We start from the raw sequence: 13,693 nt of genomic DNA on the forward strand, positions 1-13,693 counted from the left end.
ATGTCTATGTTCTCTGGAATGAACATCTCTGCCTCAGCGCTGTCGGCCCAGCGCTTGCGGATGGATGTGATTTCATCGAATATTGCGAATGCCGATACGACAAGGGATACATATGTGAATGGGAAATGGCAGCCGTACCGCAGAAAAGAAGTCGTGCTTTCAACAGGCTCGGGTTCTTTTTCTTCCATTTTCCTGTCGAAGCTTGGCCTTTCCGATGCCGGAAGTGGCGTCCAGGTGGCCGGAATCTTAGAGGATAATTCCGATTTTAAGAAAGTATATAATCCGGATGACCCGGATGCGGACGCGAATGGTTATGTCACGGAACCAAATGTGGATATTTTAAAGGAAATGACCGATATGATCGGCGCCACCCGCTCATATGAAGCGAATGTCACGGCGCTTGACGCTTCCAAAGCGATGTTGATGAAGACATTAGAAATCGGCCAGTGATAAACCTTAGTAAGATCCGAAAAGGAAGGAGATACAAAAATGGCTGTTCAAAATGTAAGTTCGGCAGTGACCAATATTTTCAGCGGACCGTCCCAAAAAACAACAAATGCTTCTTCGTCCGCAAATGGATCCGCCTCGTTTTCCAGCGTGCTTAAACAGTCCATTGAGGCGCTTAACCAAGAGCAGAACAACTCCGACAGCCTGATTACAAAACTTGCAAACGGGGAAAATGTCGATCTTTACCAGGTGATGATCGCTGCCCAAAAAGCGAACATTTCAATGCAGACGGCACTGGAAATCCGGAATAAAGCGGTAGAAGGATACCAGGAAATCATGCGGATGCAGGTGTGAAAAAACCATCCTAAGTATTTTTGCGCAACCAGTCTCCGCAGAATTGCAAGTCTTATATAAAAATGTCCGAAGTTGCTTTTATTGCTTGTTTTACAAGCAGGGCGAAATTACGGGTGGCTGTGATATTATTAATCCATTTGTTCTATTTATGAAACAATGCGAATTTTTTATCCCGGGGGATAATGATGAATGAAAAGTTAAAAAAATCGTTCCAAAACCTTAAAGGGTTTTGGAACAGCAGAAACAAAAAACAGAAAACACTCGGCATATCAGCCGTTATCCTTGTTCTATTGCTTGCTGCGGGTGTAACGTATTTTATGACGAGAACGAAATACTCGCCGCTCTACAGCGGGCTGGACGTCTCCGAAACCGGATCGATCAAGGACGAACTGGATCACGAAGGCATTCCGTCGAAAGTTACAGACGGCGGCAAAACGATCGAAGTTCCGGAAGACCAGGTTGATGAATTAAAAGTAAAATTGGCTGCCAAAGGGTTGCCGAAGACCGGCAGCATCGATTATTCCTTTTTCAGCCAAAATGCCAGTTTCGGCATGACGGATAATGAATTTAATGTTGTAAAATTAGATGCAATGCAAACCGAGCTTGAGAACTTGATAGAACAAATGAACGGCGTCGAAAAAGCAAAAGTGATGATTAACCTCCCGAACCAGGGTGTTTTCGTCACCGACAGCCAGGCCAAAGCTTCCGCATCTGTTGTGCTGACGTTAAAAAACGGCTATGAATTGGATCAAAACCAGGTAAAAGCTGTTTATAATCTTGTGTCAAAAAGTGTGCCAAATCTTCCCACTGATAATATCGTCATTATGAACCAGGATTTTGAGTATTATGACTTAAATTCCTCAAATTCTTCCGGCAATGCTTATACCCAGCAGCAATCAATCAAAAAACAGATTGAACGTGATATCCAGCAGCAGGTCCAAACGATGCTTTCCACTTTAATGGGGCCGGGAAAAGCGGTTGTCAATGTAACAGCCGATATTGATTTTACCCAGGAAAAACGCGAGGAAAACCTGGTTGAACCGGTCGACAAAACCAATATGAAAGGCATTGAAATCAGCGCCAAAAAAATTCAGGAAACGTATAAAGGTACCGGCGCCGCAAGCGGAACAACTTCCAGCAGTTCGGATTCGCTCGGATCTTCTTACATTTCCGGTTCAAACGGGAACGGCACTTATTCAAAAACATCCGATACAATTAATTATGAAGTGAACCGGATCAAACGGAAAATCGTGGAGAGTCCTTACAAAATTCGCGACCTTGGCATTGAAGTTATGGTGGAACCGCCGGTCAGGACAAAGCGGTCTTCCCTGCCTGCATCGCGTTTAAAAGATATTAAAACAATGCTATCGACGATTGTGCGTACCTCAATTGATAAATCAAGCGGCACGAATTTATCAAATCGTTCGGTAGCGAATAAAATATCGGTTTCCGTCCAGCCATTTGCAGCGAACGCAACGGCCAATACGGCAAAGTCATCCGCTATTCCATGGTGGGTTTACGCAATTGGCGGAGCGCTACTTCTCGTCATTGCGGCACTCGTCTTCTTTATGGTCCGCGGCAGAAGAAAAGCGGATCAGGAAGAAGAAGAATTTGTGGAAGAAGCAGCCGAAACGACAACTCCAATTGAAATTCCGGACGTGAATGAGGAAAAAGAAACAGAAGCAACAGCACGAAGGAAGCAGCTCGAAAAACTGGCGAAAGAAAAACCGGATGAGTTTGCAAAACTATTGCGGTCATGGCTTTCTGAATAGGGGGGGATGATATGGCCACGAAAGAGAAACCTTTGTCCGGCAAAGAAAAAGCAGCCATTCTCCTGATTGCGCTCGGCCCGGATGTGGCGGCTTCCGTATACAAACATTTGACGGAGGAAGAAATCGAAAAGCTGACGCTGGAAATATCCGCTGTAAGAAAAGTGAACAGCGAGACGAAAGAACAAGTTTTAAACGAATTTCATCATATCGCTTTAGCGCAGGACTATATTTCCCAGGGTGGAATCGGCTACGCGAAAACGATTCTTGAAAAAGCGCTCGGCCCGGAGCAGGCAGCCTCTATTATTAACCGATTAACATCATCCCTGCAGGTGCGGCCATTTGATTTTGCAAGAAAAGCCGATGCTGCTCAAATCCTGAATTTTATCCAGGACGAACACCCGCAGACGATCGCCCTGATTTTATCGTATCTTGATCCGGAAAAAGCGGGGCAGATTCTTTCCGAGCTTCCGCCTGAAATGCAGGGGGACATCGCAAGAAGAATTGCTTTAATGGAAGGCACCTCCCCGGAAATTATCAGCGAAGTTGAATCGATCCTGGAGAGAAAATTGTCGGCCACCGTGACACAGGACTATACGCAGACGGGCGGAATTGAATCTGTTGTTGAAGTCCTGAACGGTGTCGACCGTGCCACGGAAAAAACGATATTGGACTCGCTTGAGTTGAAAGATCCGGAACTTGCCGAAGAAATCAAGAAGAGAATGTTTGTATTCGAAGACATTGTGACTTTGGACAACCGTTCGATCCAGCGCGTGATCCGCGAATGCGATAATGAAGATTTGATTTTGTCCCTGAAAGCATCAAGCGATGAAGTTAAGGAAATTATTTTCCGGAATATGTCGACCCGCATGGCCGATTCGATCAAAGAAGAAATGGAATATATGGGCCCGGTGCGCCTGCGCGAAGTTGAAGAAGCCCAGTCGAGAATCGTTTCCATTATCCGCAGGCTCGAAGACAGCGGCGAAATCATTGTTGCGAGAAACGGAGGGGACGATATCATTGTCTAATATTATTAAAACAAAGCGCAATGCAAATGTTGTTTCCCAAACCAGACTGATCGGCGTGCGCGCGCTGCCTGTTTTTCCGGCGGGCGGTAGAAACGCTGAAGAAGATCATGCACTGAGACAGAAACTTTTCGCAAAATACCAATCCGAAGCGGAACAGCTGCTTGCAGACAGCCAAAAAGAAGCAGAAGCAATCCGCCGGCAGATCGAAGAAGAAAAAAAGACCTGGGAAGAAGAGAAAGCCAGACTGATCGAGGAAGCGAGGCGCCAAGGGTTTGAAGCCGGCTATGCCGACGGCCGCAAAGAGGGGTTGGAAAGCTTCCGGGAAAACATCCGTGCGTCCGTTCAAATTGTTGACCGCTCGAAACAGGCTTATAAAAAGCATTTGGAAGCGTCCGAAAAAGAAATTTTGGACATTGCGATGAAAGCAGCGGGCCATATTTTGCACGACACGATTGAAACCTCGCCGGAAAAAATTCTTTCCATCGTAAAATCCGTTTTGAAAGAAGCGATCGGGTATAAAGAAGTTGATCTCCATGTCCACCCAGGGCAGTATGCTTTTGTGATGGACAACAAAGAAGACATTGATGCTATTTTCCCGAATGATACGAAATGTTATGTATATCCGGACGAGTCGCTTGAACCGTTCCAAGTCTTTATCGAGAGCGGCAGTGGCAGAATTGATGCAAGTCTTGACAGCCAATTGGCGGAATTGAAGGCAAGGCTGATGGAACTGCTTGAGGATGATGCGAATTGAAAGCTGCCAAACTCGTGAATTATATATCCGAAATCCATACATTTAAACATTACGGAAAAGTAAAAAGAGTGATTGGCTTAATGATCGAATCACTTGGGCCTAAAAGTTCGATTGGAGATGTATGCTATATCCACGTTGAAACCAAACAAAATCCGAAAAAAATTCTTGCCGAGGTAGTCGGCTTTAGGGATGGAAATGTTATTTTAATGCCGTATACCAATATTCAGGAAATTTCGCCGGGGAGCCTGGTTGAAGCAACCGGGAAACCGATGCAGGTAAAAGCAGGGCCCCAGCTGTTGGGTAAAACGATTGATCCTTTGGGTAATCCGCTTGATTCGTCGCCGCTTCCAGCCGGTTTAAAATCGATTCCGATCGACCGCATGCCCCCGAACCCTCTTATGCGGCCGCCGATCAGGGAGCCGATTGAACTCGGCGTTCGCGCAATCGACAGTTTGCTGACGGTAGGTAAGGGGCAGCGGATCGGCATTTTTGCCGGCAGCGGCGTCGGCAAGAGCACGTTGCTCGGTATGATCGCACGCAATACGAACGCCGATTTGAATGTGATTGCCCTCATCGGCGAGCGGGGAAGGGAAGTAAGAGAATTTATCGAGCGGGATCTCGGCCCTGAAGGACTGAAAAAATCGATCGTTGTCGTAGCAACATCCGACCAGCCTGCCCTAATGCGGATAAAAGGAGCCTATACGGCAACCGCGATAGCGGAATATTTCAGGGACCGCGGCATGGACGTCATGTTTATGATGGATTCGGTTACCCGCGTTGCGATGGCGCAGCGCGAAGTCGGGCTTGCAACAGGGGAACCGCCTGCAACAAAAGGGTACACCCCTTCTGTCTTTGCGATTTTGCCGAAACTGCTTGAAAGAACCGGGACAAATGAATCCGGAACCATTACCGGCATTTACACTGTGCTGGTTGACGCTGATGATTTGAACGAACCCATTGCCGATACGGTGCGCGGGATTTTGGACGGGCATTTTGTATTGGACAGGGATTTGGCCAATAAAGGGCAGTATCCTGCGATCAATATTTTAAAAAGCGTCAGCCGGCTGATGGGCCAGCTGGTGGACGATGCGCACAAAAAAGCGGCGGAAAAAATCCGCGAACAGTTAAGCACCTATTTAAATTCGGAAGACTTGATCAATATCGGTGCTTATAAACCGGGGGCCTCAAAAGAAATTGACGAGGCAATTGAACGTTACCCGAAAATCATTTCTTTCATTAAACAAAGCACAGGGCAAAAATGCAGCATGGAAGAAAGCATTCAAGATTTAATCCAATTGGCGGAAACAGGTGACTGGGCATGAACTACCAATATAAATTTGAAAAAATACTGGATGTAAAAGAAAGGGAAAAAGATCAGGCGCTTTCTGCTTATCAAAATGCTATTCGGGCTTTTGAAAACGTGGCCCGCGAACTCTACACGCTTTTGAAAAAGAAAGAAGACCTCGAATCGTACCAGGCAGAAAAAATGGCATCGGGCTTATCCGTCCAGAAAATCAGGCATTACCGAAAGTTTATTGATGATATGGAAAAAACGATCAATCACTATCAACAGCTCGTTGTGAAAGCAAGAAACCAGATGAATTGGTACCAGCAAAAACTTCAAGAAAAAAATATTGAAGTCAAGAAATACGAAAAAATGAGAGATAAAGATTACAGCCGTTTTCTTGAGAAGTTAAAAATGTTGGAAGAAAAACAGGCGGATGAGATCTCCACCCAGGCATTTTTCCGCAAGTCCTGAAACGGGGTGATGACATGGGCAAAAAGCAAGAAGAAATTGAAGCAATCGACGAAAAGAAAAGCGGCAGCAAATTACAGTGGTTTTTTTACGTCGTCCTGATCCCGCTGCTGTTTGCGATTGCGGTGGGGCTGATTGTTGCAACCTTCTCGGGTGTAAATGTCATAAGCGAAGCAGCCGGCATTGGGCATAAAGTGGCCGGGATTTTCGGTTCGGGCGAAGATGAGCAGAATCAAAACCAGGGCGGGACGTATTCCGCAAAGCAGTACGTCGGTCAGATCGATTCATTAAAAAAGCAGATGGAACAAAAAGACAAGGAGATCAGCAAACTACAATCCGAGCTCGACAAAAGCCAGCAAAACAACTTGAAAATGAAACAAACTGTTTTGGATTTGCGGTCGCAGTTAAAGAAAGCGCAGCAAACCCAGGCGGCAAACAAGAAAAAATTAAAAGAAATTGCGAGCACATATGAAAATATGAATCCGGATAATGCAGCGGCGATTATTGAGAAAATGAGCGATACGGAAGCAACGCAGATTCTTTCGCAGCTCAGCTCTGAAACGCTTGCCGGCGTGCTTGAGAAAATGAGTGCCAGTAAGGCGGCAAAATACACGCAACTGCTTTCCCAAAAAGGGTCATAATGCAGGTTGCAAAACTTGAAAGGAGGTGAAATACATGAACGTGGGCCTGGCGCAACAAATCATGCTAATTTCGACAATTGGGGCGCAAGGGGGAGCAAATGCCGCCCTGCAACCATCAACAGGTTTTTTAAACGTTTTAAACTTGTTCAATGCAGCACAGAACGCGAATAGCAGCCAAATGGCGGGTGATTTGTCCGTTATTGATTTTTATCAAAATCTTCAGCAAATGATTACTGAATTTTTAGATCAAACTGCAGCCGACCTTGGAAGTGCACCATCAAATGGGGATAGCAGCGAAAGCGGGGGTGGGAAAAGGATGGAAATGATTTCCAAACTTTCTAACCTGCTTGCCAAATTAGCCAATCCGGCTGACGGGAACAGCAAAAAATTATTGCAAGAAACGAAGACTGCGATGGAAAATCATGATTCAGCGGACGCAGTTGTGAGTATGGTCAATTTAATGGGAATTTTGCCTGTTGCATCACTGCAAAAGCTGAGCCTGCCCGATATAGAAGCACTGCTTGAGCAAGCAAAATCTATTGAGGAAGAATATCCCATCACCATCGAAATGGGCATTAAAATTGTAAAAATGTCTGAGCAGTTAAGCCAACTATCCCAAAAAATTGATAGCTATTTAAAAACCTATATAGAGAATGCTGCCGACCAAGGCCAAACCGTTTCCGGGAAACAGCCGCGATTGGGCATGCAGGAGAAAGAAGAAATTTTAAAAACGGCTTATTTGCATGCCACCGGCGGATTTTCGGATGGGTCTGATTTTGATGATGGAAAGCCTGCCAGCGGTCCGTTTGCAGAGGAAACTTTGGACAGGCCAATACTGGAAAAAAGTAATGCAGCTTCCGGCAGTTCAAATACGGAGCAAAACGCTTCCGTGAACAACAGAATCCCGCTTGCAGGGCGGCTAAATCGTGAAGGGAATACCACCCAAAGGGCCGTACTGCAAATCGGCAATGGGATCCAATCTGCGGGAAGCGGGCAGGAAACCATAGGGAAACCGTTCAATGATCTTTCAGGAAAAGCTTTGCCGGAAATTACACAGAACACCGGGCAGGTTAAAACGACACAGCCGGGGGGTAGCCGGCCGAATATGACAGGTGAATTTTTACGGGAAACCATGCCGGATTCGATACAGGGCACCGGCATGCAGCAGCCGGTAAACACGGTACAGGATCCCAACGGATTGCCGGCAGTTAAAAACGCCAGTTCTAGTCACGGGGATGAATTGCATTCTGGGGAAATTGCCCGGCCCCATTCAGATTTAAAAACGGAAATAGATCCTGTTGCCCAAACTTATAACAATACAGGCAAATTCGAACCCATTGCAATCTCCGCCGGCGAAAAAGACAGCCCGGTTTCGTACCGAAAGTTTGTCCAGGAATTTACAAATATGATCCAAAAAGCGGCTTATTCAAACCAGAAAGGCACAACCAAACTGCTGATCCGGCTTGAACCAGAGCATTTAGGTTCATTAAGGGTGGAGCTTTTGGAACAAAATGGCAGGTTGGAAGCAAAAATTATTACAAATACCGGGGCAGCAAAAGATTTGCTCGACTCCCAGCTGCAGCAACTTAAAGAGGCTTTGGCCGTGCAGCATGTGCAGTTAACAAAAATGGATGTTCTAAATAGAGATCAGGTAACACAAAATGCAAACAGCCAGCCGCAAATGCAGGGGGAGCAGGAAAGGCGGCAGCCTCAACAACAAAAGCGGCAAAAAGCAAAGGAATCAGGCCGATTTTCAGCTGTTTTACAAAGCAATATATTCGAAACGGAAGCGTAGGTGAACATGTTGACCTCTATTGACACAAGCCTGCTATTGAGTAGCGCTCATTCAACTTCCAAAAACACTAGCAGTGGAAGCAATACATTAGATAAAGATGCTTTTTTAAAAATTTTAATCGCGCAGCTTGAAAATCAGGACCCAACCAATCCGATGGACGACACGGAATTCGTTTCGCAAATGGCCCAATTTTCAACATTGGAACAAATGACGAATTTAGCGCCCTACATGGAAAATTTGATTGAAGCGGAACAGCAAACTTACATCGGCAAGGAAGTTTCCTGGAGCAAGACAGTGACTGCGGATGACGGCACAACGTCCACTTCTTCGGGAACTGGCACCATTACCGGTGTTACATTCGGTGATGATCATTCCGTGACGTTCACGTTAAATGACGGGACGGAAATCAGTTCTTCCAATATTAAGAAAATCATTGGCGGTACTTCCACTGAATCAGCCTTGATCCAGGCAAGCTATTTAATTGGAAAAGAAGTAACCTATAAAAATGATGCGGGAGAAGAGGAAACCGCTGCGGTAAGCGCTGTTTCCATCCAAAACGGGACGGCGGTCTTCACACTGGATAATGGGGAGAAAATTACAATCGCGCAGTTCTCCAAAATTGCAAACTAGGAAGTGATTGAATGGATAAATGGCATCCATCCATTCCACTGCAGCAATCCGAGCCTTTTCGTTCTTTTAGTCGAACAAGCCGAACCGCGCAGAATCAGAATCAGGCAAGCAGCTTTTCAGGGTATTTGCAGCAGGCGCTGATGGAACCATCCAATCCTGTTTCTTTGAAAATTAGTAAACATGCAAGCGAAAGGCTGCAAGAGCGCGGAATTAAATTGGATGCTTCAACATGGAAGCAAATCGGCAGTAAAGTAGCGGAAGCAAAACAAAAAGGGTTGAATGAAACGCTTGTTCTTGTAAATGATGCAGCATTGATTGTCAGCGCGAAAAATTCGACCGTCATTACTGCAATGGGCCGAAATGAAGCAGGTTCCCAAATATTCAGCAATATTAACGGGGCGATTATTTTAGAATCATAGGCTGGACCGTAATGGAAGCCGCAGCTGCCGAATGACGGAAGCAGCTAAATCAAAAAGTGAGAGGGGTTATCTTATGTTACGTTCATTATACTCAGGCGTTAGCGGAATGAAAAATTTCCAAACGAAATTGGATACGATCGGCAATAACATCGCTAATGTAAACACGTACGGCTACAAAAAAAGCCGCGTCACGTTTAAAGATGCGATCAGCCAGACGCTGCAAGGTGCAACGGCCCGAACAAGCGCCCAGCAGGTAGGGCTTGGTTCCCAAATCGGTTCCATAGATACAATCGATACGGAAACAAGCTTTGAATCGACCGGCCGTACTCTCGACTTGGCAATCAGCGGGGACGGGTATTTTAGAGTCAGAGGCAACGATGGGCAGATTTATTACACACGTGCCGGAAATTTCTATTTGGATAGCAATGGTAATATTGTTAATTCCGATGGTTACAGCGTGTTAGGGACAAATGGGAATCCAATACAAATCAATTCGTCAACAGTTTCAAATTTTTCGATCGCATCTGACGGAACAATCACAGATCAAAACGGTGCTACAATTGGGACCATTAGCATTGCAACTTTCCCGAACCCGGCCGGTTTGACAAGAGTAGGCGGAAACTTATTTAGGCAAAGTATAAACTCAGGTAATCCAAATACGAATATTACTCCAGGTTCCGGCAGCAATGGCACAATCGAATCCGGCTACCTTGAAATGTCCAATGTCGACTTATCCGAAGAGTTGACCAATATGATCGTTGCAGAACGCGGATTCCAGGCGAACACGCGGATCATCACTACATCGGATGAGATTTTGCAGGAGCTTGTCAATCTGAAACGATAGGGGGCAGGGGCCAGGGCTTTAGCCCCGGCCCGCACTTTGTGATTGAAGTGACAAAATTAAACGGCAGGGCATTTTTGATTAACGCTCTCTTAATCGAAACCGTCGAAAGTATGCCGGATACAAAGATTACCTTAACAAACGGCCATTCTTACATTGTGAAAGAATCAAGCAAAGAAGTTGAACATAAAATCACCGCATTTTACCGGTCCGTTTCTTTGCTTGGAAGAAATACCGGGGAGGTGGGGCCGGAATGAATAAAATGGTGCGTATCATGCTGGTAATGATGTCCGTCATATTACTCGCAGGCATTATTGCCATCATTGTCATTTATAAATCGAATCAGGCAACGCAAGCAACATCGCCAAGTATTGATGATGTTGTAAACTCTTCGGTTGATATCGATACGATGACAACCAATTTAAAGGATAACCATATTGTCCAAATCGCACTCAAAATTGAAGGAAACGATAAAAAGGCAAAAGAAGAACTGACAAAAAGGGATTTTCAAATCAAAGACATTATGATTGATGAACTTTCCAGCATGACGATGCAGGATCTGCAGGGCGTCCAGGGGAAAGAAAAATTTAAAACCGATTTAAAAAACCGGTTAAATAAAATCATGCAGGATGGCCAAGTTGTAAATGTCTACATTACTTCTTACGTCATCCAATAATGCCAGGCCGGCGTCTGTGCAGGAAACAAGGGGCCGTTCAATATCCCGGTTCGGCGCCTGTGTTTTTAAAGGAGGGAGGGTGAGTTTTGCCAGAGGAGATTTTATCGCAGTCTGAAATCGATGCGCTGCTATCCGCATTGTCAACGGGCGAGATGAAGGCCGAAGAAATTAAAAAAGAAGAGACACAGAAAGTCAAAGTATATGATTTCAAACGGGCGCTCCGCTTTTCAAAAGACCAGATCAGAAGCCTGACAAGAATACATGAAAATTTCGCGAGGATCTTGACGACTTTCCTGTCCGCCCAGCTCCGGACATATGTGCAAATTACAGTGGCATCGGCCGACCAGATTCCGTATGAAGAGTTTATCCGGTCCATTCCAAAAATGACCATTTTGACGGTTTATGACGTTCCGCCGCTAGAGGGCAGTATCATTATGGAAATCAATCCGAATATCGCTTATACCATGATGGATCGGATGTTGGGGGGCTACGGGGACAGCATTAATAAAATCGAAAAGCTCACCGAAATTGAGAAAAAGCTTATGACAAGGATTTTTGAACAGATGATCGACCAGTTGAGGGAAGCATGGAGTGAAATTGTGGACATCTCCCCCTTTTTATCGGAATTGGAAGTGAACCCGCAATTTCTGCAAATGATTTCCCCAAATGAAACCGTGGTGGTGATTTCCCTTAATACAACGATCGGGGATACAAGCGGCATGATTAATTTGTGCCTGCCACAAGTCGTACTGGATCCGATGATGCCAAAACTGTCCGGGCATTACTGGATGCAGCAGAACGATAAACAGGCGGATCCGGAGAATATCCGGCTGCTGGAAGAAGGAATTAAAGACGCGAAAGTCCCGCTTGCCGTGGAGCTCGGTACGACAACAATTAAAATAGAAGATTTTCTGAATTTGGAGATTGGCGATTGTATCCGATTAAACCAAACAATTGAAGAGCCCTTAGTCGTTAAAGTCGATAAAATCCCGAAATTTCTCGGACAGCCGGGCAAATCAGGCTCGAAAATGGCTGTCCAGATCATGGACATCATAGAGGAAGGGGAAGTAGAAAAGTATGAGTGATATGCTATCTCAAGAGGAAATCGATGCCCTTCTAAATGGCAATGCCAGTCTGGAAGATACAAGCGCCGCAAAATCCCTGGATGTTGGAGATTATTTGGATTCAATGGAAAAGGATGCGCTCGGGGAAATCGGAAATATTTCTTTCGGAAGCTCCGCGACAGCATTGTCCACATTGCTTTCACAAAAAGTTGAAATTACGACGCCGGAAGTGAGCATAGTCCGGCACGATAATCTGGCGGATGAATTCCCGCATCCGTATGTTGCGATTCAAGTGAAATATACAGAAGGCTTTTCCGGGATTAATGTGCTTGTCATTAAACAGTCGGATGCGGCGATTATTGCGGATCTAATGCTGGGGGGCACAGGGGAAAATCCAAGCAGCGACCTTGATGAAATCCATTTAAGTGCGGTCCAGGAAGCGATGAATCAAATGATGGGTTCCGCCGCGACTTCAATGTCAACGATTTTCAACAAAAGGATCGATATCTCCCCGCCGACGGTATCGGTTTTAAATATTTTGGAAGGGGAAGGAACGGACAAGCTTCCGGATCAGGATCTGCTTGTCAAAGTATCTTTCAGGATTATGATCGGATCTTTAATTGATTCGCAAATTATGCAGCTTTTGCCGCTTACATTCGCGAAAAAACTTGCCCATGACCTCATTCAGCCAGACGATATAGCCGGAGGCAACGGGCAGGAGGAAAAACGCGGGGAAGAAGCCGGTACAGGTCATGTCCATTCTCCCGTTCAGGAGGCAGATGCCAATAAAGACAGCATAAAGCAGGAAACGTACCAAAATGTGCAGCCTGCTGTATTTACAAGTTTTGAAGAAACAGAGCCGCATATTGAAACGAAAAACCTTGATATGCTGCTTGATATTCCGCTGCAGGTTACGGTCGAGCTGGGGAGAACATCCAAAACAGTGAGGGAAATTTTGGAAATGGGTCCGGGCTCAATCATTGAACTGGACAAGCTTGCAGGGGAACCTGTCGATATTCTCATTAACCATCAATTAATCGCCATCGGGGAAGTTGTCGTGATTGATGAAAACTTCGGTGTGCGTGTGACAGACATTGTAAGCCAGAAAGACAGGCTAAAAAAATTGAAATAATGGGGGAGACGACGATATGGCAAATAAAATTTTAATTGTAGACGACGCCGCATTTATGCGCATGATGATTAAAGATATTTTGACGAAAAATGGATACGAGGTTGTCGCTGAAGCAGCTGATGGCGCCCAGGCGATCGAAAAATACCGGGAATACCGCCCCGATCTCGTCACAATGGATATCACCATGCCGGAAGTGGATGGTATCAGCGCACTGAAGGAAATTAAAAAAATCGATCCGAACGCAAAAGTCATCATGTGTTCGGCAATGGGGCAGCAGGCGATGGTCATTGACGCCATCCAGGCGGGCGCAAAAGACTTTATCGTAAAACCGTTCCAGGCTGACCGCGTCATTGAAGCAATTCAAAAAACATTGAGTTAAACCGGCAA

General features: G+C 45.5%; 17 protein-coding genes. All 17 read left to right on the forward strand.

Annotation, left to right across the window (positions count from 1 at the left end; translation table 11 throughout):
• Positions 1–450, forward strand: a complete 450-nt coding sequence (flgC, locus tag GBH70_RS00215; RefSeq protein ID WP_151679128.1) for a flagellar basal body rod protein FlgC — start codon at positions 1–3, stop codon at positions 448–450.
• A 39-nt stretch (positions 451–489) separates the two neighbouring features.
• Positions 490–801 carry a flagellar hook-basal body complex protein FliE gene (gene fliE / locus GBH70_RS00220; RefSeq protein WP_151679129.1) on the forward strand — a complete coding sequence of 104 codons (312 nt, stop codon included), beginning with the start codon at positions 490–492 and terminating at the stop codon, positions 799–801.
• 185 nt (positions 802–986) lie between these two features.
• Positions 987–2,573, forward strand: a complete 1,587-nt coding sequence (fliF, locus tag GBH70_RS00225; RefSeq protein WP_151679130.1) for a flagellar basal-body MS-ring/collar protein FliF — start codon at positions 987–989, stop codon at positions 2,571–2,573.
• An 11-nt stretch (positions 2,574–2,584) separates the two neighbouring features.
• The gene (gene fliG / locus GBH70_RS00230) at positions 2,585–3,598 is read left to right on the forward strand and encodes a flagellar motor switch protein FliG (protein ID WP_151679131.1); all 1,014 of its coding nucleotides are present in this window, start codon (positions 2,585–2,587) and stop codon (positions 3,596–3,598) included.
• Positions 3,591–4,352, forward strand: a complete 762-nt coding sequence (gene fliH, locus GBH70_RS00235; protein WP_151679132.1) for a flagellar assembly protein FliH — start codon at positions 3,591–3,593, stop codon at positions 4,350–4,352. The genes fliG and fliH overlap by 8 nt, the downstream gene beginning before the upstream one ends.
• Positions 4,349–5,674, forward strand: a complete 1,326-nt coding sequence (fliI, locus tag GBH70_RS00240; protein WP_151679133.1) for a flagellar protein export ATPase FliI — start codon at positions 4,349–4,351, stop codon at positions 5,672–5,674. The genes fliH and fliI overlap by 4 nt, the downstream gene beginning before the upstream one ends.
• Complete coding sequence (gene fliJ, locus GBH70_RS00245) at positions 5,671–6,111, forward strand: flagellar export protein FliJ (protein ID WP_151679134.1); 441 nt, start codon at positions 5,671–5,673, stop codon at positions 6,109–6,111. Before fliI ends, fliJ begins: the two co-directional genes overlap by 4 nt.
• Before the next feature lie 14 nt (positions 6,112–6,125).
• Entirely contained in the window at positions 6,126–6,749 is a 624-nt protein-coding gene (locus tag GBH70_RS00250) for a MotE family protein (RefSeq protein WP_151679135.1), read from the forward strand.
• A 34-nt stretch (positions 6,750–6,783) separates the two neighbouring features.
• Positions 6,784–8,544 carry a flagellar hook-length control protein FliK gene (locus GBH70_RS00255; RefSeq protein ID WP_151679136.1) on the forward strand — a complete coding sequence of 587 codons (1,761 nt, stop codon included), beginning with the start codon at positions 6,784–6,786 and terminating at the stop codon, positions 8,542–8,544.
• Between the two features lie 6 nt (positions 8,545–8,550).
• The gene (locus GBH70_RS00260) at positions 8,551–9,174 is read left to right on the forward strand and encodes a flagellar hook capping FlgD N-terminal domain-containing protein (RefSeq protein ID WP_253693294.1); all 624 of its coding nucleotides are present in this window, start codon (positions 8,551–8,553) and stop codon (positions 9,172–9,174) included.
• A gap of 11 nt (positions 9,175–9,185) precedes the next feature.
• A complete protein-coding gene (locus GBH70_RS00265) occupies positions 9,186–9,593 on the forward strand; it encodes a TIGR02530 family flagellar biosynthesis protein (RefSeq protein ID WP_151679137.1) in 408 nt (135 codons plus the stop codon).
• Between the two features lie 73 nt (positions 9,594–9,666).
• The gene (gene flgG / locus GBH70_RS00270) at positions 9,667–10,437 is read left to right on the forward strand and encodes a flagellar basal body rod protein FlgG (RefSeq protein WP_151679138.1); all 771 of its coding nucleotides are present in this window, start codon (positions 9,667–9,669) and stop codon (positions 10,435–10,437) included.
• Between the two features lie 38 nt (positions 10,438–10,475).
• Entirely contained in the window at positions 10,476–10,691 is a 216-nt protein-coding gene (locus GBH70_RS00275) for a flagellar FlbD family protein (RefSeq protein WP_151679139.1), read from the forward strand.
• On the forward strand, positions 10,688–11,110 hold the full coding sequence (gene fliL, locus GBH70_RS00280) for a flagellar basal body-associated protein FliL (RefSeq protein ID WP_151679140.1): 423 nt from the start codon (positions 10,688–10,690) through the stop codon (positions 11,108–11,110). Before GBH70_RS00275 ends, fliL begins: the two co-directional genes overlap by 4 nt.
• 86 nt (positions 11,111–11,196) lie before the next feature.
• On the forward strand, positions 11,197–12,195 hold the full coding sequence (gene fliM / locus GBH70_RS00285; RefSeq protein ID WP_151679141.1) for a flagellar motor switch protein FliM: 999 nt from the start codon (positions 11,197–11,199) through the stop codon (positions 12,193–12,195).
• A complete protein-coding gene (fliY, locus tag GBH70_RS00290; protein ID WP_151679142.1) occupies positions 12,188–13,306 on the forward strand; it encodes a flagellar motor switch phosphatase FliY in 1,119 nt (372 codons plus the stop codon). The genes fliM and fliY overlap by 8 nt, the downstream gene beginning before the upstream one ends.
• 16 nt (positions 13,307–13,322) lie before the next feature.
• Positions 13,323–13,685: a response regulator gene (locus GBH70_RS00295; RefSeq protein WP_151679143.1), complete on the forward strand. Its 363-nt coding sequence runs from the start codon at positions 13,323–13,325 to the stop codon at positions 13,683–13,685.
• Positions 13,686–13,693 lie beyond the last annotated feature (8 nt).

Source organism: Weizmannia acidilactici, from assembly GCF_008974225.1.
In the GTDB taxonomy this organism is placed as follows: domain Bacteria; phylum Bacillota; class Bacilli; order Bacillales; family Bacillaceae_C; genus Weizmannia; species Weizmannia acidilactici.